The organism is Mesorhizobium sp. WSM2240, assembly GCF_040438645.1.
Classification (GTDB): Bacteria; Pseudomonadota; Alphaproteobacteria; order Rhizobiales; family Rhizobiaceae; genus Allomesorhizobium.
This window is the reverse complement of sequence record NZ_CP159253.1, coordinates 5,086,711-5,106,911: the sequence shown is the minus strand read 5'-3', so window position 1 is coordinate 5,106,911 and position 20,201 is coordinate 5,086,711. Positions and strand designations below refer to the sequence as shown.

Genomic DNA, 20,201 nt, shown 5'->3' with positions numbered 1-20,201 from the left:
GAACTACTCCGCCGCGGCGCGGACGCCGCTCGGCGCTGCCGGAAATTCGCAGGTCACCGTGGTGCCGCGGTCCTGGCCGGTATCGATGCGCACCTTGCCGCCATGCAGCTCGACGAAGCTCTTGACGATCGACAGGCCGAGCCCGGCGCCGCGCCGCCTGCCGCCATTGACCCGCGGCTCGAAGCGCCGGAACACCGTGTCGAGGATTTCGGGCGGCATGCCCGGCCCGTCGTCATGCACTGAAAATTCGACGCCATTCGGCAACTGCCGGCAGGCGAGCGTGATCACGCTCGCCTCGGGCGCGTAGTTCACGGCGTTGCTCAACAGATTGTAGAGGATCTGGCGGATGCGTGTCTCGTCGCCGTGGAAGGTCTTCGGCGCGCCGGCCGCGTCGACCTCCAGCCTGATCGAATGCTCCTCCAGCCGGTCGGACACCAGTTCGGCCGCCGCCGCGATGGTCTGGTCGATGCGAACCTCGGCGATCTCCAGTTCCATGATGCCGGCGTCGACGGTGGCGAGATCCAGAATGTCGTTGACGATGGTCAGCAGCACGGATGACGACGAGCCGATATGCTCGACGTATTCGCGCTGGCGCGGCGCCAGCGGTCCGGTCGCCGCCAGCGACAAGAGTTCGGTGAAGCCGATAATGTTGGTCAGCGGTGAGCGCAGCTCGTAGGACACGTGCTGGACAAAGTCGTTCTTGAGCTGGTCGGCCTTCTGCAACGCTTCGTTCTTCTCCTTCAGCGCGCGCTCGACAGCGACGCTGTCGGTCACGTCGACGAAGGTCATCATGACCTGGCCATTGGGCAGGTGGATGATGGCGTAGCGCAGCACCGTTCCGTTGACCAGTTCCGTCTGGCCGTGCCGGTCGCGCCGCTCGTCGTCGAAGCCGGTCACCGCTGCGACGAAGCCGCCCCAAGGGCTGTCCTTGGCGAGCGCCTCGCACTGCGCCCGAATCGCCGATATATGCATCTTCTGGCCGACAATGTCGGACGGCAATCCCCACAGGCCGGTGAAAGCCGGGTTCGACAGCCTTATGCGGCCGTCCGGGCCGAACACAGCTACGCCTTCGGCCAGATTGTCGAGCGTCTCGCCCTGCACCCTGACCACCGTGTTGTAGCGGCTTTCGAGATTCATCTTCTCGGTCAGATTTTCAAACACCCAAGTCACGCCGCCCTTGGGCTGCGGGTTGGCGACGACGCGAATGGTGCGCCCGTCGGGCAGATGCCACCAATGCTCCTTCGTCTCGACCGCACGATAGGCGGCAAGCAGGTTTTCCTTCCAGCGCCGCCACTCCGGCTGCTCGGCAATCTTGCCCTCGCTGCGCAGCCTGTCGAGCAGCAGAGCATTGTCGGGCGCGCTGGCCAAGAAGCCACCATCGAGATCCCATAGCTTCTGGAAGGCCTGGTTGAAGAAGCGCAGCTTTTCGCCGCTGTCGAAAATCGCCACCGCGGTGGTGAGCTGGTCGAGCGTGTCGGCATGGCTGCGGACGGTCCGCTCGTACTCTTCGCGGATCGCCTCGATGGCGCTCATGTCGGTGGCGATGCCGGCCGAGCCTTCGCCGCCGGCATAATTGGTGACGGTAAAGACTTTCCGGTCGCCGCCGATCACTGTCGACAGCTTCTGCTCGAAAACCGGCGCGGCGAGATGCTGGCGGGCGATAGCCTCGCGCGCCGGCGTGCCGAGAAACTCCCTGCCTTCGCTGACGGCGGCGTCAGGGCTCGATGCCTCCACCGCTTCGGCGTAGGCGCGATTGACCCATTTAAGCTGCCCGTCGGCCGAGCGGATCCAGAACGGCATCTTCAGGGCGTCCAACAGCCCGAGCATGTTCTCGTTCTCGGCCGAGAGCCTCTGGTTCTCCAGCCGCAGCCGCGCCTGGTTGCGCTGCGCCTCCGACAGCGACACGAATTTGACCAGCACATGGGCCGGGCTCTTGCGCCCCTGGACCTCAAGCGGCGCGCCGCTTTGCGTCTCGACCACCAGGTCGAAGGCGGCGGCTCTCTCGCGCAGTCCGGCCATAGCGTGGTCGAGCGCCGCCGCCGAGCGCGGCATCAGCCAGCGCCCGAAGGCGAGGAACGCGGCGCGATCCTCCGGCGCGCCGGTCTCCGCCGGCAAGGCTCCGATCAGTTCCGGCTTCTGCTTCTCGGAAGCCCACACCACCACGCGCTGGTCACGCAGATTGAGGAGAGCGTCGGAACGCTGCAGCGATGCATTGAGATCGGCGATGCGGTTGCGCAGTTCGACATTCTCGGCCGAAGTGCGGGCCCGTTCGCGGATCAGGACGATGGCAGAGATCAGCGCTGCGCCCATCACGCCAGCGAACATGGAAAACTGTATCACCTCGACCGTGCCGAGCGAGAGGCCTGACGAGCGCACGACGGCTTCGGTCTGAGCGAACGCCAGATCGGCGGCGAGAAGCGTGGAAAGCGAAGTCGCGCCGAGCATGCGACGGACGGTAGAGCGGCCGAGCAGGCGCTTCGGCCAGGCTTCGCAGAACCGCGCGCCGGTATGTGAATCATTGCGGCCGCCGGTAACGGCCAGTCCCGCCCGACGCGGGTATTCCCCCGGCATGCCTTGTTCCTCTCCGCCGTCCGATTTCAAGACCGCCTGACGATGCGTCGGCGGTCCGCCCAAGAGCCGAAGCATCGCGAATCACGTCACCATACAGTCTGGGCGAATCGGCGTGAAGAAGGCTGCGGCGCAAAAAGAAAAACCGGGCGAAAGTCAATCGCCCGGCTTCAATATCTGGTAGTTTGGTAAACGCAGATCAGTATCTGTAGTGTTCCGGCTTGAACGGACCCTGCTGCGTCACGCCGATATAGGCAGCCTGCTCGCCGCTGAGCTCGGTGAGCCTGGCGCCAAGCTTGTCGAGGTGCAGCCGGGCGACCTTTTCGTCGAGGTGCTTGGGCAGGACATAGACCTCGTTCTTGTAGGCGCCGGGCTTCGTCCACAGCTCGATCTGGGCCAGCACCTGGTTGGTGAAGGATGCAGACATGACGAAGCTCGGATGGCCCGTCGCATTGCCGAGATTGAGCAGCCGGCCCTCGGAAAGCAGGATCATCCGCTTGCCGTCCGGGAAGGAAATCAGGTCGACCTGCGGCTTGATGTTGGTCCATTTCAGGTTGCGAAGCGCCGCCACCTGAATCTCGTTGTCGAAATGGCCGATATTGCCGACGATCACCATGTCCTTCATCATGCGCATGTGGTCGAGCGTGATGACGTCCTTGTTGCCGGTGGTGGTGATGACGATGTCGGCAGTCGGAGCCGCATCTTCCAGCGTCACGACCTCGAAGCCGTCCATAGCCGCCTGCAATGCGCAGATCGGATCGATCTCGGTGACCTTGACGCGGGCGCCTGCGCCCTTGAGCGAGGCGGACGAGCCCTTGCCGACATCGCCATAGCCGCAGACCACGGCGACCTTGCCGGCCATCATGGTGTCGGTGGCGCGGCGGATGCCGTCGACCAGCGATTCCTTGCAGCCATACTTGTTGTCGAATTTCGACTTGGTGACCGAATCGTTGACGTTGATCGCCGGGAAGGGCAGCAGGCCCTTCTTCTGAAGCTGGTAGAGCCGGTTGACACCGGTCGTGGTCTCTTCGGTGACGCCGCGGATCGCGGCCTTCTGCCTGGCGAAGAAGCCCGGCGTCGCCGCCATGCGCTTCTTGATTTGGGCAAACAGGATCTCTTCCTCTTCGCTACCCGGATTGGAAAGCACGTCCTCGCCGGCTTCGGCGCGCGCGCCGATCAGAATGTACATCGTGGCGTCGCCGCCATCGTCGAGGATCATGTTCGATGTGCCGCCATCAGCCCACTGGAAGATGCGGTCGGTGTATTCCCAATAATCTTCAAGCGTCTCGCCCTTGACCGCGAATACCGGAATGCCGGAGGCGGCGATAGCCGCAGCGGCGTGGTCCTGGGTGGAGAAGATGTTGCAGGAGGCCCAGCGGATCTCGGCGCCAAGCGCCTTCAGCGTCTCGATCAGCACCGCGGTCTGGATGGTCATGTGCAGCGAGCCGGTGATGCGCGCGCCCTTGAGCGGCTTGGCCGCTCCGAATTCGTCGCGGCAGGCCATCAGGCCGGGCATCTCGGTTTCGGCGATCTCGATTTCCTTGCGGCCCCAGTCGGCGAGTGAAATGTCGGCGACGATGTAATCCTTATCTGCCATGGCAGCGCTCCAGTGAAATGAGTTTGACGCGCGCCCCGGCACAAAGCCGTCCAAAAGGGCGCAATTTATCGGCGCCTGACTAACAGATAAGCCGGCCTCCGACAATGGGATATAAAGAAATCTTTATTCGTGCATGTCCCAGATGGACTCCGGCGTCAGGATTCTTCGCCGAACCGGGTCGCGATCAACTCCTCGAGCGCCGCCATGACCTGCCGCGCCTCCGGTCCCGTTGCGGTGACGCGGATGGAGCATCCGGGACTTGCGGCAAGCATCATCAGTCCCATGATCGAGGTGCCGCCGACCTTCACTCCGTCGCGTTCGACGTCGACAGACGCCTGGAAACCGGCGGCGACCTGGACGAATTTGGCCGAGGCGCGCGCGTGCAGCCCGCGCTGGTTGACGATCTGGAACTCCCGGCTGACGACGCCGTCCTCACTCGAAAACGGCATTCCGCTCACTTGGTGCTCAGAAGCTGGCTGGCGACGTTGATGTATTTGCGGCCGGCGGTCTGCGCTTCCTCGAGCGCGCCGGCCATATTGTCGGCCTTGCGCACGCTGGTGAGTTTGATCAGCATCGGCAGGTTCATGCCGGCGATCACCTCGATCCGGCCGGGCTCCATCACCGAGATCGCCAGATTGGACGGCGTGCCGCCGAACATGTCGGTCAGCACTACGACGCCGGCTCCGGTATCGGTGCGCGCGACGGCATCGACAATGTCTCGGCGGCGCTGCTCCATGTCGTCATCGGCGCCGATGGCGACGGTTGCGAAATTCTGCTGCGGCCCGACGACATGCTCGACGGCATGGCGGAACTCCTCGGCCAGCTGACCGTGCGTCACAAGCACGAGTCCGATCATTCTGCGGCAGCTCCCGTCATGGCTCTTATCATGAGCTCATCTTGAATGCCCGGCGCTCCATTCCATTTCCGGGACGGCGGGAGCGCTATCTTGTCGACGCTGCGGGCGTTGACAAGTCCCAAATTGCGGCCGTGCCGGCCATATTGACGCATTTTGGCCATTGGCGCGCTTGGCTATCACGCAAACGGCGGCAGGGAAAGCCGGGCGGCGACCGCCGCCGTCGCGCCGACCACGTTGCGTTCCGCAAGGTCAAGGCAGGCGACCGGAACGCCGGCGAGCGTTGCGGTTGCGTCTTCCGGAAACCGTTCGGCGGCGTCGGCCGGCGCCAGCCTGACCAGAAGGTCGACAACGGCAGACGGCTCGGCCGCGACCGGCCGTGGACCGAGGCCGCGCACCTCGACCATGCCGCTGATCGTCGACGGCGCGTTGCAGACCAGCCTGCCTGCATGATTGGAGAGAAAGACCTGATCGTCCGAAACAAGCCGGGCGAACATTCCCCCGCGCTTTGCCTCTGCGATCAGCGCCAGCGCCAGCGCTGTCTTGCCGGAGCCGGAATCGCCGGCAATCAGCACGCCGCGGTCGCCGAGGATGATCGCCGTTGCATGCATGTTTTTCGGCTTCACCTGTCAGCCTTCGGCGGGAAGCGTCATGACGAAGCGCGCACCCTTCATGGCTCCCGGCTTGGCGCCCGGAATGTTTTCGGCCGTCAGCGAGCCGCCATGCGCCTCGGCGATCTGCCGGCTGATCGACAGGCCGAGGCCCGAATTCTGTCCGAATGCCTCGCTGGACGGGCGGTCGGTATAGAAGCGCTCGAATATGCGGTCGATGCTGTCGGCGCGGATGCCGGGGCCATTGTCGTCGATGGTGACGATGATGAACTTGCCCTCGCGCGCCAGCGAGACGTTGATGTGTCCGCCCTCTTCCGGCACGAAGGAGCGGGCGTTCTCGATCAGATTGGCGATGACTTGGCCGAGCCGCAGATCGTGGCCGTTGACGTAATAGCCCTTGACCCCCTGCGGCAGCTTGGCGACCTTGAAATCGATCGTCATCTTGCGTTTCTGACGGCCGGCTTCCTGCGATACCGAGACGAGGTCGCCGACAAGCTTCTTCATATCGACCCGTTCGGCATCCTCGCGCGCCAGTTCCGCATCGAGCCTGGAAGCATCTGAAATATCGGTGATCAGCCGGTCGAGGCGGCGGACGTCGTGCTGGATGACATCCATCAGCCGCTCGCGCGATTCGGCGCTCTTTGCCAGAGGCAGTGTCTCCACGGCGCTGCGCAGCGAGGTCAGCGGGTTCTTGAGCTCATGGCTGACATCGGCGGCAAAGCTCTCGATCGCCTCGATGCGGGCATAGAGGGCATTGGTCATGTCGCGCACGGCGATGGAAAGGTTGCCGATCTCGTCCTGACGGTCGGAGAAATCCGGGATCTCCTCACGGCTCTTGACGCCGCGGCGCACCCTGACGGCCGCGGCCGAGAGGCGGCGCAGCGGGTTGGCGATGGTCGAGGCGAGCAGCATGGAGAGGATTACCGTGACCAGCGCCGCGACGCCGAAGACGCGCAGGATCGCCTTGCGTTCGGCAGCGACGATCTTGTCGATGTCGCCGCCTTCGGTCGACAGCATCAGCACGCCGAGCACGCCGCGAAAGCGCTGGATGGGAACGGCGACCGAGACGATCTGCTCGCCCTGTTCGCTGACCCGGACGATGGTCGACGGGCTGCCGGTCAGCGCGTTCATCACCTCAGGAAACGCCGCGCCGTTGCCGCCCGGCTGCTCGCGGTAGATCGGCAGGTCGGTGCCGCGGAAGAAGTCGAAAACCGTCTTCTCCAGCCGTTCCAGGATGCTCGGCTCCTCCTCCTCCACCGGCGGCAGGGCGTAGCGCAGGATCTGGCCGCGCGAATAAAGATGCCGGGAATCGAGGAGCAGATTGGCGTCGCGGTCGTAGATGCGGGCGCGCGTCCTCGTCGGCGAGATCAGCCGCCGCAGCACCGGCGCCACGCGCTCGGGATTGATCGGAAAGTCGAGATTGTCGAGCTGGTCGGAACCGGGGCCGATGCTTTCGCCCGCCTGCAGCTCGAGCAGTTTTTCCGGATCGATGCTGATGGAATCGGTCTCAACCGTCGCCGAAGCCGCGATGGCGCCAGCGATGATCTCGCCCTGCGTCATCAGGCTTTCGACGCGCGCGTCGATAAGGCCGTCACGGAAGGTGTTGAGATAGAGGATGCCGACAACGAGGACGCCGAGGCCGGCCAGGTTCAGGAAGAGGATGCGGCGCGTCAGGCTCGAAAAGACATAGTGGCCGAGGAAGCGCCGCAGCGGCACGGTCACCCTGGACAGAAGCGAAGGCAGAATCCGGCGCGGCCGCTTCGCGGCGGCCACCGGCTTCTTCAACTCCACTTCCATGGCCATTTGGTACGCCGCTTAAGCCTCGCGGAACCGGTAGCCTACACCGTAAAGGGTTTCGATCATCTCGAAATCGTCGTCGACAGCCTTGAACTTCTTGCGCAGGCGCTTGATGTGGCTGTCGATGGTGCGGTCGTCGACATAGACCTGCTCGTCATAGGCCGAATCCATCAGCGCGTCGCGGCTCTTGACCACGCCCGGACGCTGCGCCAGCGAATGCAGGATCAGGAATTCGGTGACGGTCAGCGTCACCGGCTCGCCCTTCCAGGTACAGGTGTGCCGCTCCTGGTCCATGACCAGCTGGCCGCGTTCCAGCGAGCGGGCCTGCTGGTTCGGCGTCTTGGCCGCGGCCTCGCGCGCCGATGCGCGGCGCAGCACCGCCCGGACCCGCTCGACCAGCAGACGCTGCGAAAACGGTTTGCGGATGAAATCGTCCGCGCCCATCTTCAGCCCGAAAAGCTCGTCGATCTCGTCATCCTTCGATGTCAGGAAGATGACCGGCAGATCGGTCTTCTGGCGCATGCGGCGCAGAAGCTCCATGCCGTCCATGCGCGGCATCTTGATGTCCAGGATGGCCAGGCTCGGCGGACGAGCAGCCAGACCTTCGAGCGCCGAGGCGCCGTCGGTGTAGGTTTCGACGCGATAGCCTTCCGATTCCAGGGCGATGGAAACCGAGGTCAGAATATTGCGGTCGTCGTCGACCAGCGCGATTGTCGCCATTTCAAGCGGCTCCCTCATGAGCGAGTGTCCCTTCCTTGGTCGAGAAGGGGCTATTGGGGGACAAATTGGGTACAAAATGTGGCACATCAACCGGCCGATGTCACAGCCGGGCTGCCACAATCGCTCCGCCCCAAGGGGTTTCTTTACCCGTTTGGCCCAGCGATCACAACGCCTTATACCACCGATCCGATGCGGTTAATGGCCGATCTAACCGATTTAAACAAAATTTAAAAACCTTAAATCGATTAATAGTTTGAAATCGTTTGGTTTTTCTGTTTCAGACCAGATGTGCCCCTAGGAGCTATTCCGGTTGGCGCAAAGCGGCGGCGGGCATCTGAAGGGGCTCACATGACGGAAACAGGAAAACGAAACCCCGCCTGCGGGATCGACGCGGCCGGCCTGAAAACCACTGGAAGAGTGCATTATAATTTCAATGCCGCGGCGCTCTATGAAGAAGCGATTCGGCGCGGGGAGGCCCGGCTGACGGCGCACGGCGCACTCGTCGCCTATACCGGACAGCACACCGGACGCTCGGCCAAGGACAAGTTCGTCGTCCGCAGCGCCGCGACCGAAGCTGACGTCTGGTGGGACAACAACAAACGGATGAGCGAGGCGCATTTCGATGCGCTGCTAACGGATTTCACCGCGCATGCGGCCGGCAAGGACCTCTTCGTGCAGGATCTGGTCGGCGGCGCCGACGAGAACCAGAAGCTGCCGACACGCGTCGTCACCGAATATGCCTGGCATTCGCTGTTCATCCGCAATCTGCTCATTCGCCCGTCCGCGGAGCAGCTGGACCGCTTCGTGCCGAGCATGACGATCATCGACCTGCCCTCCTTCCGCGCCGACCCGGTCCGGCATGGCTGCCGCACGGAGACCGTCATCGCCGTCGACCTGACCCGCATGATCGTGCTGATCGGCGGCACCTCCTACGCCGGCGAAATGAAGAAATCGGTTTTCACGGCCCTCAATTACCTGCTCCCCTCGCGCGGTGTCATGCCGATGCACTGTTCGGCGAATGAAGGACCGAACGGCGACGCCGCCGTGTTCTTCGGCCTGTCGGGCACAGGCAAGACCACGCTTTCGGCCGATCCTTCGCGCACGCTTATCGGCGACGACGAGCATGGCTGGGGCCCTGACGGCATCTTCAATTTCGAAGGCGGCTGCTACGCCAAGACGATCCGCCTCTCGGCTGAGGCGGAGCCGGAGATATTCGCGACCACCCGCCGCTTCGGCACCGTTCTGGAAAACGTCGTGCTCGACGAGAACCGTGTTCCGGATTTCGATGACGGCTCATTGACCGAAAACACGCGCTGCGCCTATCCGCTGGACTTCATCGCCAATGCCAGCAAGAGCGGCCGCGCCGGCCATCCGAAGAACATCATCATGCTGACCGCCGACGCGTTCGGCGTGATGCCGCCGATCGCGAAACTCACGCCGGCGCAGGCCATGTACCACTTTCTTTCCGGCTATACGGCAAAGGTCGCCGGCACCGAAAAGGGCGTCACCGAGCCGGAGGCGACCTTCTCGACCTGCTTCGGCGCGCCTTTCATGCCGCGCCACCCATCAGAATACGGCAATCTGCTGCGCCGGCTGATCGCCGAGCACGGCGTCGACTGCTGGCTGGTCAACACAGGCTGGACCGGCGGCGCATACGGGACAGGCAGGCGCATGCCGATCAAGGCGACGCGGGCGCTGCTTGCCGCCGCACTCGACGGTTCGCTGAAGGACGCGGAGTTCCGCACGGACCCGAATTTCGGATTCGCCGTGCCGCTCGCCGTTCCCGGCGTGGATGCGGCGATGCTCGACCCGCGCTCGACCTGGACCGACCGCCAGGCCTATGACCGGCAGGCGAAAAGGCTGGTCGGCATGTTCATCGACAATTTCGGCAAGTTCGAAGCCCATGTCGACGCCGCCATCCTGAGTGCCGCGCCGCGCATGCAGGAAGCCGCGGAATAAATTCGCCAGACGTGTTTTTGCAGGGCCCGGCATTTGCCGGGCCTTTCTCTTTTGGCTAAATCCGTTCCGTGGTGAGGACGGAAGGAAACCCATGCCCGAGCTGAAGGAAATTTCGCTGCGCTTTCGCGAATATGCCGCGCCGGACATGTCGCAACGCGCCGCGGAGTTCCGCGAGCTGATGTCGAGGCGGCGCACGGTCCGGCATTTTTCCGACCGTCCTGTGCCGCGCCGCCTGATAGAGGATTGCGTGATGACGGCGGCGACCGCGCCGTCGGGCGCGAACCAGCAGCCCTGGACGTTCGTGTGCATTTCGGACGCCGCAATGAAGACCCGTATTCGCGCGGCGGCGGAAGAGGAGGAGCGCGAATTCTATAGCGGCCGCGCCTCGCAGGAATGGCTGGACGCGCTCGGCCCGCTTGGCACCGACGCGGAAAAGCCGTTTCTGGAAACCGCGCCATGGCTGATCGCCATCTTCGGCCAGCGCTACGGCCTCGGTCCGGACGGCCGGAAGGTCAAGCATTACTACGTGCCCGAATCGGTCGGTATCGCCACCGGCCTGCTGATCGCCAGCCTGGACAATGCCGGGCTCGCCTCGCTCACCCACACGCCGTCGCCCATGGGATTTCTCAACGCGATCTGCGGCCGGCCGGACAATGAGAAGGCGGTCATACTGCTGGTCGCCGGCTATCCCGCGGACAATGCGAAAGTGCCCGACATACGGCGCAAGGGAGCGGACGAAATCATCGTCTGGCGCGAATGAACGAGCGCGGCGGAATTTCGATCGCGCCCGATGTCTTCATCGGCGAGGACGAGCTGGTCGAGAACTTCATCCGCTCGTCGGGACCGGGCGGTCAGAACGTCAACAAGGTCGCGACCGCCGTTCAATTGCGCTTCGACGCCAGGAACGCGCCCGGTCTTCCCGAGCGCGTGCGGGAACGCACGATAAGCCTGGCCGGCCAGCGCGCCACCAAGGACGGGATCATTGTCATCGAGGCCGGCCGGTTCCGCACGCAGGAGCAGAACCGCGCCGATGCGCGCGCCCGATTGACCGCACTCGTCGCCAAGGCGGCCGAGCCGCCGCCCAAGCCGCGCAAGAAGACGCGGCCGACCAAAGGCTCGGTCGAGAGGCGGCTGCAAAGCAAGGCCGGGCGCTCCACCGTCAAAAAACTGCGCGGCAAGATCGACAGCGACTGAGTGCGTCCTCAATTTATAGGCGAGCCGAACGGCTTCCATTTTCCCGCGGCAGGTGCCAAATTTCTCGCAGCGCGGGGGCGCAAGGAGAAATGTGGCATGGGAATATTCGATTTCGTGAAGAATGTCGGCGAGAAGCTGGGCTTCGGCGATGACGACGACGAGGCTGCGAAAGCCGCGGCCGTGAAGAAGGAACTCGAATCTCACAAGCTCGGCACCGACAAAGTCGATGTCGCCGTCAAGGGCGACAAGGTCATCCTCAAGGGCGTCGTCAAGGACCAGTCGATCTTCGAGAAGGCGGTCGTCGCTGTCGGCAACACGCTCGGCATTTCCAAGGTCGAGGCGGACGAGCTGAAGGTCGTGGCTCCCGATTCAGGCCTGGAGCTCGACAGCAATGTCGACATGACGGCGCTGGTCGCGGCCGCCACGCCCGCGAAGCAGCCGGTTTTCTACACCGTGAAGAAGGGCGACAATCTTTCGAAGATTGCCGAGGCAAGCTACGGCAAGGGCAAGGCATCGAAATACACCATCATCTTCGAGGCCAACAAGCCGATGCTGAAGCATCCGGACAAGATCTATCCGGGCCAGGTGCTGCGCATTCCCGACCTTGAGCAGGCGTGACACGCGGAGCGTCAAAAATGAGGTGCGTCCCGTCGAGGCTCGCCCGCTTCGCCGGGTGATCTCGTTGCAACGTCTTGCGGACACCTCGGGATGAGGAGCGTCTTTGCGTCGACCTTCCTTATCCTGAGGGTACCCTGAGCCCTGAGCTTGTCGAAAGGTCGAAGGAAAGCGTCGAAAGACGCACCCATATAAAAGGAATTATGATCCAGGGGCTTCCCAAAGGCGTTCGCCACCTTCCGGACTACCTCGACCGCGATGCGCAGGAAGCGCTGGTCGAGGACATCCGCAAGGTGGTTCAGGCCGCGCCGCTCTACATTCCCGTCATGCCGCGCACCGGCAAGGAAATGAGCGTGCGCATGACCAATTGCGGGTCGCTCGGCTGGGTGACCGACAGGGAGCGCGGCTATCGCTATCAGCCGACGCATCCGGTGACCGGCGAGCCATGGCCGCCGATTCCGGACGCACTGCTGCGCCTCTGGCGGGAGGTCGCCGACTACTCGCATCCGCCGGAAGCCTGTCTGGTCAACTTCTACACGGATACGGCGAAGATGGGCCTGCACCAGGACCGCGACGAACGCGACCTTGCCGCGCCGGTCGTGTCGGTCTCGCTCGGCGACGACTGCCTGTTCCGGGTCGGACAGACCAGCCGTGACGGCCAGACAAAATCATTCCGGCTGCGAAGCGGCGACCTTGTCGTGCTTGGCGGCGTAGGGCGGCTCGCCTTTCACGGCGTCGACCGCATCTATCCGGCCACCTCGACGCTCTTGAAGAATGGCGGCCGCATCAACCTGACCCTGAGAAGGGTGACGATCCCGTCCTGAACCGCCATGTCATGCGGCTCGACGACGGTGGGGTTCGCGAGACGATAGACTTCCAGCTCCTTATCAGCGCCTGTCATTGCGTAGTTCGCGAGCAGCCGGTCGAAGCCGTGTTCCGCGAGCATCATCCGCACGAGGCGGTCGCCCCGGTCGACGATCAGGATCTCCGGCGGAGCCTCGGTCAGCCGCTCCCGTTTGCCAGCCAGATAGCGGTTCAGCATATCCTTGAAGTACCCGGCCCTTTCACCGTCACCCTGGCGCAGCGCCTCGTCCTCCAACCGCAAGGCGAAGATGGCGATCCAGTCGCTGCAGTAAGGCTCTATCCAACGGCCCCCCAACATCCGCGCGAGCGGATGACCGGCGGCAATGTCGCCGCCCAACATGCCCACTGTCGGTGAGGACGTCTGCCCACGCACGGCCGTCGCGAGATCTCGTGAGGCCGCATGGTCCGGGAAGAATCGCCAATGGGCGGCCACCAGCGCCATTAATGTCAGGCCGGCGATCTCGGCCAATTTCGGCAGCCGCACCGCTGGACCAGGCCTGTCGAAGACGAGCTTGCAGGCTGCCACGATGACGGCCACCGAGCCGAGATAAACGGCAGGATAAGTGTGATAGGCCCAGCCCTTGCCCTGGGTGAAATAGGGTATGCACGCAGCGCCCGCACAGATCAGCAGCAGGTCGCCGAAAATACTGCGGCCGCCCGATCTCGCGAATATCCCGTAAACGACCGGAATCACAAGCAACGGCGCCGCCAGCACCGCCAGCAGATCGAGCGGCCAGGAGAACGCCATGTAGGTCTCGCGCAGGATTGGCAGCAACTCCTCGAAATAAATGGGATAGGCAAGATAAAACACTGCCATGTAGGCCACGCTCATGCCGCCTGCGATCAGGAACTCGGGCAGCAAGAAGAGGCCGATGTCCCGGCGTCTCACAACAACATAGGTTGCGGCAGCGAAGACTACGACGGCATAATACGGCTTTACGAGAGCGATCACTCCGCCAGCGAAGCCTGCCGCCAGCCAATGCCTAGGTGCCAGGCCGGCGCTACCGCTCCCACGCCATGCAGTGAGCGCAATCAGCGGGGTGAGCAGCACAGCTCCAATATGGTCTCGTTCCGAGAAGGAGTTGCCGACAAGGAGCGCGGCAGAAACGAGCATCAACGCCATCGCTTGCGCCAAGGCGCGGCCAGTGATGAGATTTCCGGAACGGATAATCCACCCGGTCATCGCCACTCCGCCAAGGCAGATGAGCAGCGTATAAGCGTACACCACGGATTCCGGCAAAAGGCCAATGGGGCGCGACAGCAGTACTGGAACCCAATAGAGCCAGATCGAGCTGGGTGGATTGAGTTCGATGACGTCGACATAGAGGCGGTCGCCAGCACGCATCCTTTCGATGACGGTTATCAGCCAACTCGTGTCTGGGTTGATCGGCCACATCGTCAACTGAATGACGAAAGCGACGCACGAAATGACGAGCCCCCAGGCGAGCAGCCTCCCCGTACTCCCACCAGCAAAGACAGCTTCGTGGGGCGAGTTCCCGATACGGAATACCCATCTCTTCAGCAGCACGAAGTTGACCATCGGAACGACAAGGCACACCGCCGCATAGGCCACGAAATGAGGCAAGCCCATCCGCTCTGCAGCCAGTGGAAGTAGGTAGGCAATCAGGAGCCCGAGCGTGGTCGTGACGACAAAGCGCGGCGCTTCGATTGTATGCGCGCCTGAGGAGGTGAAACTCAGATACTTGTGGCCACAGTAGGAAAAGACCGCAGAAAGCAGATAGGCCACGACACTGCTAATTGATGGTGACACCTGCAAAATAACCGAAGTGGATGACGCAAGGACGAAATAAAGAATGGTCGCCGCGACGCCAACGCTGACGAATATCGCCACGATTGCCGGAGGCGATCTCGGCGGAGGGCCGGCAAGATCAGGCGCGTGCGATGCAGGCATATTGCGCTCCCAATGGCACACGAGCGAAGCTCTTTTCGATCATTCGCGCCAATGGCTTCGCGGAAGGAAGAAGAAGAAAGTGCTCGCTTTCGATCTCCGAAAAGCCTGCTTGGTAGAACAAGCGGCGCGCTGTGCGCGACGTGAGGAGCACCGCATCCTCGTCAAACGGACAGCGCAGGACGGCAAACCGCGTCAGCGGATTGTACGGATTATGCTCGATGATACAGGCGATACCGCCTGGCCGCACCACGCGCTTCAATTCGCCGAGGAAGGCAGGCCATTGCGCCGGTGGAACGTGATGGACAACACATATGGCGAAGGCGAGATCAAAACGGCCATCCTTGTAAGGTAGTGATGGTGCGCGATGAACGGTGTAGTCGACCCAAGAATTGTCGTGCCGGGCGCGGGCGATCGAATCGCCTGAAATGTCGCAGCCGCTCAACGAGGCGAACCTGCCTCTCAGCAGCGGATGGAATGCGCCTATCCCGCAGCCGACGTCGAGCGCATGCACCGGACGGTTGCCGGACGCCAGCCCGCGATCGGCGAGCAGCCGCTCCAGTAGATCGGCTTTGGCAGCCAGAAAGAAGTCGTGCTGCAGGCCCGAAAAACTGATCGAGTCCTCGACCAGTTTGCCGTAGGCGGTGCGATAGCTGTCGAAGGATTCGGCCATCAGCCGAGGCTCCGGTGATGGCCGCCGACTGACCGCCCTTTGCGTTGGTGGTCGGCGGCAGTGATGATTGCCTCGTCAAAGCCCGTCAACCGTTCGACGACATAGAGCGGACGCCGCTTCACTTCGGCGTGAATGCCGCCGACATAAAGGCCGACGACGCCGGTCATGAAGAGGTTCATGCCGCTGAAAAAGGAAACGATGACCACGGTGGACGTCCAGCCGGCAACCACACCGATTCCGAAAAGCCAAGCCCAGACGGCAAAAATCCCGAACAACGCCGCCAGTCCCGAAATAGCTAAACCAGCCCAGAGCGCGACGCGCAGCGGCTTTTCGGAGAAACCGATGACGCCGTGAAGGGCCAGACGAAGCATCTTGCCGAACGGATATTTGGTTTCACCCAATGTACGCGCGGGACGTTCGAACGGCACTGCGGTCTGCTTGAAGCCCATCCAGCCGAACATGCCGCGGACAAAACGGTCGCGTTCGGGCATACGCTTGAAGGTTTCGAGCGCCTTGCTGCCGACCAGCCTGAAATCACCTACATCGGGTGGAATATCGACTGCCGTCATTTTTTCGAGAAATCGATAAAACAGGCTGGCGCTCAGCCGCTTGAACAGCGTCTCGCCTTCCCGCCGGATACGGCGGGCATAGACGATCTCGTAGCCTTCCTTCCATTTGGCGACGAGATCGAGCGCGACTTCCGGCGGATCCTGCAGGTCCGCATCCATGACGATGACAGCATCGCCGCTCGCCGCATCCATGCCGGCAGTGATAGCTACCTGGTGGCCAAAATTGCGCGACAGTTCGATGAGCCGGAAGCGTCGGTCGGATGACGCCATCTCGCGCAGGTAAATAACGCTGGTGTCGCGGCTGCCGTCATCAACGAAAATGGCTTCGGTCTCGCCATCGAGTTGTTCGAGCAGAGCCTTGATCCGCTTGACCAGCAGCGGCAGGACCGCTTCCTCGTTGTAGATCGGAATGACGAGCGAGTAACGCGGACGCCACGCAACGATATCGACATGGCTGTTGTGCCCCACAGCGCCCTCGCTCTTCAGCGGTCCGCAAGAGACCGAACAGGCAAGAACTAAACCAGAGAGGCTAATAGGCCGTTAAGCGCTTCCCGAAATTGCTTTCGCACCAAGGGCCTAGAGCTTCCTGAGCGCCACTTCCTCGACCAGATGGTCGGCGCCCTTGCGCAGGATGAGGTCTGCGCGCGGGCGTGTCGGCAGGATGTTCTCGCGCAGGTTCTTGAGGTTGATGTTGGCCCACAGCCCCTCGGCAATGGCGCGGGCCGCGTCCTCCGACAATTGCGAATAGCGGTGGAAGAACGATTCGGGATTGCGGAACGCCGTCTCCCTGAGCCGCATGAAGCGGGTGATGTACCAATTGTGGATCATCTCCTCGTCGGCGTCGATATAGATCGAGAAGTCGAAGAAATCGGACACGAAGGGCACGTATTTGCCGTCCTGCGGCAGATCGCCCGCCTGCAGCACGTTGAGACCTTCGAAGATCAGAATGTCGGGCCGATCGATGGTGACAAACTCGCCGGCTACCACATCGTAGGTCAGATGCGAATAGACGGGCGCGCGCACGTCCGGCTGGCCGGATTTGATCGCCGACAGGAAGCGCAGGATCGCCCCGACATCGTAGCTGTCGGGAAAGCCCTTGCGCTCCATCAGGTTTTCGCGGCGCAGAACCTCGTTGGGCAGCAGGAAACCGTCGGTCGTGACAAGGTCCACCTTGGGGCTCGACGGCCAGCGGGCGAGCAGTTCCTTCATGACGCGCGCCGTGGTCGACTTGCCGACCGCCACCGAGCCGCCCATGCCGATGATGAAAGGCGTCTTGACGGCGTCGTTCGAATTGAAAAAGACCTTGCGCTGGCGAAACAGCAGCTGGCTCGCCTCGACATGGGCCGAAAGCAGCCGCGACATCGACAGATAGATGCGCCGCACCTCGTCGAGGTCGATCGGATCGTAGAGCGAACTCAGCCTGCGGACTTCGCTCTCGGTCAGCGTCAGTGGCGTATCGGCACGAAACTCCGCCCAGCGTTCCGCCGAAAAAAAGCGATAGGGCGAATATTTCTCGGTCGGGACGAGTTGATCCATCGCTTTTCCCAAATTTGCGCCGGCCTGTTCAGCTCCGGTCGCGCGACGCCTTTTCGGCCGTGCCCGACCGCCCGGTTCGCCGCTCCAGTTCGGCCAGCACTTCCGAAGTCGAGACGCCTGCGATCGTCAGCACGACCAGCCAATGATAAAGAAGATCGGCGCTTTCCGAAATGAGGGCTTTGTCGTCGCCCTTGACGGCTGCAATCACCGTCTCGACCGCCTCCTCGCCGAGCTTCTGCGCCGCTTTCTCGATGCCGCGCTCATAGAGCTTCGCCGTCCACGATTCCGGATCGCCGGAGCGGGCGCGCGTTGCGATGATCCTCTCCAGATCGGCGAGCGAAAAATCCGTCATCGCGAAGCCTCTAAGTTGGTCAGGCGGCGGAGTCCAGCCGCATCGGCAGGCCGGCGGCCGCCATATGGGCCTTGGCCTCGGCGATTGTATAGGTTCCGAAATGGAAAATGGAGGCGGCAAGCACCGCCGTCGCATGGCCGTCGCGGATGCCCGAAACCATGTGGTCGAGCGTGCCGACGCCGCCCGACGCAATCACCGGGGCGCGCACCGCATCGGCCACGGCGCGGGTCAGCGCTATGTCATAGCCGGCCTTGGTGCCGTCGCGGTCCATCGAGGTGAGCAATATCTCGCCGGCGCCGAGATCGACCACCTTTCGCGCGAACTCGACCGCGTCGATGCCGGTCTTCTCGCGTCCGCCATGGGTGAATATCTCCCAGCGGTCGGCTTCGCCCGGGCCTGAAACCTTTTTGGCGTCGATCGCCACGACGATGCACTGGTTGCCGAACTTGTTGGCGGCCTCGGCGACAAAGTCCGGATTTTTCACGGCCGCGGTATTGATCGACACCTTGTCGGCCCCCGCGAGCAGCAGCTTGCGGATGTCGGCGACCTGGCGCACGCCTCCGCCGACGGTCAGCGGCATAAAGCACTGCTCGGCCGTGCGGGCGACGACGTCGAAGATCGTCTCGCGGTTCTCCGACGAGGCGGTGATGTCGAGAAAGCAGAGCTCGTCGGCGCCCGCCTCGTCATAGGCCTTGGCCGCCTCGACCGGATCGCCGGCGTCAATCAGATCGACGAAGTTAACGCCCTTGACGACGCGGCCGTCCTTGACGTCCAGGCAGGGAATGACGCGGGCTTTGAGCATCAAATCCGCTCCAGTGCTGCGAGGAAATCGATCATCAGTTTGCCGACGGCGGGCGGCACCTTGCCCTTGGTGTCGAATGCCGGATCGTAGGCCGACAGCGTCAGGCCGACGATCGGCGCCGAGCGCGCCATACAGCTCGCCGCCTCGCGCACCGCGGCGGGCTTCGGCCCGCCCGGCTGCACATAGCGGTTCACCTGCAGGCTGTCCGGATCGTGCACGTCGAGGTCGATGTGGAGATGCGTGCGCCGCGCGCCGGCCTCCTTCAGCCCAACCACCTTGTCGGCGGCCCCGCCGACTTCGGCATGGATGATCGGCAGCCTGTCCAGCAACACCTTCTCGTCCGGATCGAGATCGCGCGCGTCGACCAGCATGCATTTCGCCGGATCGACGGCGTGGAAGCCGGGAATGGCATTGGCCATCGGCCGCCAGCAAAGGCCGAGTGCGGTGGCGAGCGCCATCCCGTCCAGGAACCCGTAGGACGAGGTCTCGGGCGTATTGATGTCGCCGTGCTGATCGAACCAGATGACCGAATCCGCCTTCTCGCCGGCGACCGCGCCACAAGTTGTCAGGCAGTTGCCGGCCAGCACGACCGGGAAACGACCCTCGGCTTCGCTCTCGCCGACCTTCTCGGCCACTGCCTTGCAGACAGCAAAACCGGTCGCGATTTCGCGGTCGTCGAGGTCCTTGATCTCATCAATCTCCTCGACCGTCACGTCATGGCCGCTCAGCGTCAGCATCTCTACCAACCCGCCGGAAAGCAGCGCGTCGGGTCCCTTGCCGAGACCTTCGTGCCGGCGCCCGCTGTCATAGGGCGCCACAATGATGGAGAGTTTCAATTCTGCTTACCTGTGTTTGCTTCACGCAGGATCGCCAGCGCTTCCTGTGGGTCGATGCGCCCGTCGTAGAGAGCGCGGCCGGAGATCGCGCCTTCGAGCTTTTTTGCGTCGGGCATGGTCATGCGGACGATGTCGGCAATGGATGCGAGGCCACCGGAGGCGATCACCGGGATCGACACGGCGTCGGCAAGTTCGATCGTCGCTTCCCAGTTGATGCCGGCCAGAATGCCGTCGCGATCGATGTCGGTATAGATGATCGCCGCGACGCCCGCGCCTTCGAATTTTTTCGCCAGCTCGATCGCGCCAAGCTCGGACGCCTCGGCCCAGCCCTCGACCGCAACCTTGCCGCCCCTGGCGTCGATGCCGACCGCGACCTTGCCCGGAAATCTCTTGCAAGCCTGCTTGACCAGGTCCGGATCGCGCACGGCGACCGTGCCGAGAATAACCCGCGCCAGGCCCTTATCGAGCCAACCTTCGATGTCGGCCAGCGTGCGTATGCCGCCGCCGAGCTGTACCGGATTCTTCGTCGCAGCAAGGATCGCCTCGACCGCCGCGCCGTTGACGCTGCCGCCGGCAAACGCCCCGTTCAGGTCGACGACGTGCAGCCATTCGAACCCCTGATCCTCGAAGGCCTTGGCCTGCGCCGCCGGGTCGGCATTGTAGACCGTGGCCTGCTCCATATCGCCGAGCTTCAGGCGCACGCACTGGCCGTCCTTCAGATCGATGGCGGGAAACAGGATCATCGC

The 20,201-nt window shown here is 63.1% G+C and carries 20 protein-coding genes; 5 read left to right on the top strand and 15 right to left on the bottom strand.

Annotated elements, in window-relative coordinates:
• Nucleotides 1-3: 3 nt before the first annotated feature.
• The 7 genes from ABVK50_RS25425 to ABVK50_RS25395 all read right to left on the bottom strand — a co-directional run bounded on the left by ABVK50_RS25425 (nucleotide 4) and on the right by ABVK50_RS25395 (nucleotide 8,146).
• Nucleotides 4-2,571 carry an ATP-binding protein gene (locus tag ABVK50_RS25425; protein WP_353643937.1) on the bottom strand — a complete coding sequence of 856 codons (2,568 nt, stop codon included), beginning with the start codon at nucleotides 2,569-2,571 and terminating at the stop codon, nucleotides 4-6.
• Between the two features lie 196 nt (nucleotides 2,572-2,767).
• Nucleotides 2,768-4,165, bottom strand: coding sequence for an adenosylhomocysteinase (gene ahcY, locus ABVK50_RS25420; RefSeq protein WP_353643938.1), 1,398 nt, complete (start codon nucleotides 4,163-4,165; stop codon nucleotides 2,768-2,770).
• A gap of 155 nt (nucleotides 4,166-4,320) precedes the next feature.
• On the bottom strand, nucleotides 4,321-4,614 hold the full coding sequence (locus tag ABVK50_RS25415) for an HPr family phosphocarrier protein (protein WP_353643939.1): 294 nt from the start codon (nucleotides 4,612-4,614) through the stop codon (nucleotides 4,321-4,323).
• A gap of 5 nt (nucleotides 4,615-4,619) precedes the next feature.
• Nucleotides 4,620-5,021 (bottom strand): PTS sugar transporter subunit IIA, encoded by a 402-nt coding sequence (locus ABVK50_RS25410; RefSeq protein ID WP_353643940.1) that lies wholly within the window; start codon nucleotides 5,019-5,021, stop codon nucleotides 4,620-4,622.
• Nucleotides 5,022-5,197: 176 nt separating this feature from the next.
• The gene (locus tag ABVK50_RS25405) at nucleotides 5,198-5,644 is read right to left on the bottom strand and encodes an HPr kinase/phosphorylase (RefSeq protein WP_353643941.1); all 447 of its coding nucleotides are present in this window, start codon (nucleotides 5,642-5,644) and stop codon (nucleotides 5,198-5,200) included.
• A gap of 3 nt (nucleotides 5,645-5,647) precedes the next feature.
• The gene (locus ABVK50_RS25400; protein ID WP_353643942.1) at nucleotides 5,648-7,432 is read right to left on the bottom strand and encodes a sensor histidine kinase; all 1,785 of its coding nucleotides are present in this window, start codon (nucleotides 7,430-7,432) and stop codon (nucleotides 5,648-5,650) included.
• A gap of 12 nt (nucleotides 7,433-7,444) precedes the next feature.
• Nucleotides 7,445-8,146, bottom strand: a complete 702-nt coding sequence (locus ABVK50_RS25395) for a response regulator transcription factor (RefSeq protein WP_008834406.1) — start codon at nucleotides 8,144-8,146, stop codon at nucleotides 7,445-7,447.
• A gap of 348 nt (nucleotides 8,147-8,494) precedes the next feature.
• On the opposite strand from ABVK50_RS25395, the gene ABVK50_RS25390 reads away from it, so the two are divergent.
• From ABVK50_RS25390 to ABVK50_RS25370, 5 genes are all read left to right on the top strand, one after another.
• Nucleotides 8,495-10,105: a phosphoenolpyruvate carboxykinase gene (locus ABVK50_RS25390; protein WP_353643943.1), complete on the top strand. Its 1,611-nt coding sequence runs from the start codon at nucleotides 8,495-8,497 to the stop codon at nucleotides 10,103-10,105.
• A 91-nt stretch (nucleotides 10,106-10,196) separates the two neighbouring features.
• Nucleotides 10,197-10,865, top strand: coding sequence for a nitroreductase family protein (locus tag ABVK50_RS25385; protein ID WP_353643944.1), 669 nt, complete (start codon nucleotides 10,197-10,199; stop codon nucleotides 10,863-10,865).
• Nucleotides 10,862-11,299: an alternative ribosome rescue aminoacyl-tRNA hydrolase ArfB gene (gene arfB / locus ABVK50_RS25380; RefSeq protein WP_353643945.1), complete on the top strand. Its 438-nt coding sequence runs from the start codon at nucleotides 10,862-10,864 to the stop codon at nucleotides 11,297-11,299. Before ABVK50_RS25385 ends, arfB begins: the two co-directional genes overlap by 4 nt.
• 96 nt (nucleotides 11,300-11,395) lie before the next feature.
• On the top strand, nucleotides 11,396-11,917 hold the full coding sequence (gene lysM / locus ABVK50_RS25375) for a peptidoglycan-binding protein LysM (RefSeq protein ID WP_353643946.1): 522 nt from the start codon (nucleotides 11,396-11,398) through the stop codon (nucleotides 11,915-11,917).
• A 203-nt stretch (nucleotides 11,918-12,120) separates the two neighbouring features.
• Entirely contained in the window at nucleotides 12,121-12,738 is a 618-nt protein-coding gene (locus ABVK50_RS25370; RefSeq protein ID WP_353645817.1) for an alpha-ketoglutarate-dependent dioxygenase AlkB, read from the top strand.
• Here ABVK50_RS25370 and ABVK50_RS25365 read toward each other — a convergent pair.
• From ABVK50_RS25365 to hisA, 8 genes are all read right to left on the bottom strand, one after another.
• Nucleotides 12,660-14,630, bottom strand: a complete 1,971-nt coding sequence (locus tag ABVK50_RS25365) for a GtrA family protein (RefSeq protein WP_353643947.1) — start codon at nucleotides 14,628-14,630, stop codon at nucleotides 12,660-12,662. The two genes, ABVK50_RS25370 and ABVK50_RS25365, sit on opposite strands and share 79 nt — an antisense overlap.
• Nucleotides 14,631-14,667: 37 nt before the next feature.
• Nucleotides 14,668-15,360, bottom strand: a complete 693-nt coding sequence (locus tag ABVK50_RS25360) for a methyltransferase domain-containing protein (RefSeq protein ID WP_353643948.1) — start codon at nucleotides 15,358-15,360, stop codon at nucleotides 14,668-14,670.
• A complete protein-coding gene (locus ABVK50_RS25355) occupies nucleotides 15,360-16,397 on the bottom strand; it encodes a glycosyltransferase family 2 protein (protein WP_353643949.1) in 1,038 nt (345 codons plus the stop codon). The genes ABVK50_RS25360 and ABVK50_RS25355 overlap by 1 nt, the downstream gene beginning before the upstream one ends.
• Before the next feature lie 108 nt (nucleotides 16,398-16,505).
• Nucleotides 16,506-17,477 (bottom strand): type I pantothenate kinase, encoded by a 972-nt coding sequence (gene coaA / locus ABVK50_RS25350; protein WP_353643950.1) that lies wholly within the window; start codon nucleotides 17,475-17,477, stop codon nucleotides 16,506-16,508.
• A 16-nt stretch (nucleotides 17,478-17,493) separates the two neighbouring features.
• Entirely contained in the window at nucleotides 17,494-17,817 is a 324-nt protein-coding gene (locus tag ABVK50_RS25345; RefSeq protein ID WP_353643951.1) for a phosphoribosyl-ATP diphosphatase, read from the bottom strand.
• A 19-nt stretch (nucleotides 17,818-17,836) separates the two neighbouring features.
• The gene (gene hisF / locus ABVK50_RS25340; protein ID WP_353643952.1) at nucleotides 17,837-18,619 is read right to left on the bottom strand and encodes an imidazole glycerol phosphate synthase subunit HisF; all 783 of its coding nucleotides are present in this window, start codon (nucleotides 18,617-18,619) and stop codon (nucleotides 17,837-17,839) included.
• A complete protein-coding gene (locus tag ABVK50_RS25335; protein WP_353643953.1) occupies nucleotides 18,619-19,455 on the bottom strand; it encodes an arginase family protein in 837 nt (278 codons plus the stop codon). The genes hisF and ABVK50_RS25335 overlap by 1 nt, the downstream gene beginning before the upstream one ends.
• Nucleotides 19,452-20,198 (bottom strand): 1-(5-phosphoribosyl)-5-[(5-phosphoribosylamino)methylideneamino]imidazole-4-carboxamide isomerase, encoded by a 747-nt coding sequence (gene hisA, locus ABVK50_RS25330; protein ID WP_353643954.1) that lies wholly within the window; start codon nucleotides 20,196-20,198, stop codon nucleotides 19,452-19,454. Before hisA ends, ABVK50_RS25335 begins: the two co-directional genes overlap by 4 nt.
• Nucleotides 20,199-20,201 lie beyond the last annotated feature (3 nt).

Excerpts from the sequence above, each read along its gene's own strand:
- ABVK50_RS25425 (WP_353643937.1), bottom strand. The coding sequence starts at position 2,571 with ATGCCGGGGGAATACCCGCGTCGGGCGGGACTGGCCGTTACCGGCGGC.
- ahcY (WP_353643938.1), bottom strand. The coding sequence starts at position 4,165 with ATGGCAGATAAGGATTACATCGTCGCCGACATTTCACTCGCCGACTGG.
- ABVK50_RS25415 (WP_353643939.1), bottom strand. The coding sequence starts at position 4,614 with ATGCCGTTTTCGAGTGAGGACGGCGTCGTCAGCCGGGAGTTCCAGATC.
- ABVK50_RS25410 (WP_353643940.1), bottom strand. The coding sequence starts at position 5,021 with ATGATCGGACTCGTGCTTGTGACGCACGGTCAGCTGGCCGAGGAGTTC.
- ABVK50_RS25400 (WP_353643942.1), bottom strand. The coding sequence starts at position 7,432 with ATGGCCATGGAAGTGGAGTTGAAGAAGCCGGTGGCCGCCGCGAAGCGG.
- ABVK50_RS25395 (WP_008834406.1), bottom strand. The coding sequence starts at position 8,146 with ATGGCGACAATCGCGCTGGTCGACGACGACCGCAATATTCTGACCTCG.
- ABVK50_RS25390 (WP_353643943.1), top strand. The coding sequence starts at position 8,495 with ATGACGGAAACAGGAAAACGAAACCCCGCCTGCGGGATCGACGCGGCC.
- ABVK50_RS25385 (WP_353643944.1), top strand. The coding sequence starts at position 10,197 with ATGCCCGAGCTGAAGGAAATTTCGCTGCGCTTTCGCGAATATGCCGCG.
- arfB (WP_353643945.1), top strand. The coding sequence starts at position 10,862 with ATGAACGAGCGCGGCGGAATTTCGATCGCGCCCGATGTCTTCATCGGC.
- lysM (WP_353643946.1), top strand. The coding sequence starts at position 11,396 with ATGGGAATATTCGATTTCGTGAAGAATGTCGGCGAGAAGCTGGGCTTC.
- ABVK50_RS25360 (WP_353643948.1), bottom strand. The coding sequence starts at position 15,360 with ATGGCCGAATCCTTCGACAGCTATCGCACCGCCTACGGCAAACTGGTC.
- ABVK50_RS25345 (WP_353643951.1), bottom strand. The coding sequence starts at position 17,817 with ATGACGGATTTTTCGCTCGCCGATCTGGAGAGGATCATCGCAACGCGC.
- hisF (WP_353643952.1), bottom strand. The coding sequence starts at position 18,619 with ATGCTCAAAGCCCGCGTCATTCCCTGCCTGGACGTCAAGGACGGCCGC.
- hisA (WP_353643954.1), bottom strand. The coding sequence starts at position 20,198 with ATGATCCTGTTTCCCGCCATCGATCTGAAGGACGGCCAGTGCGTGCGC.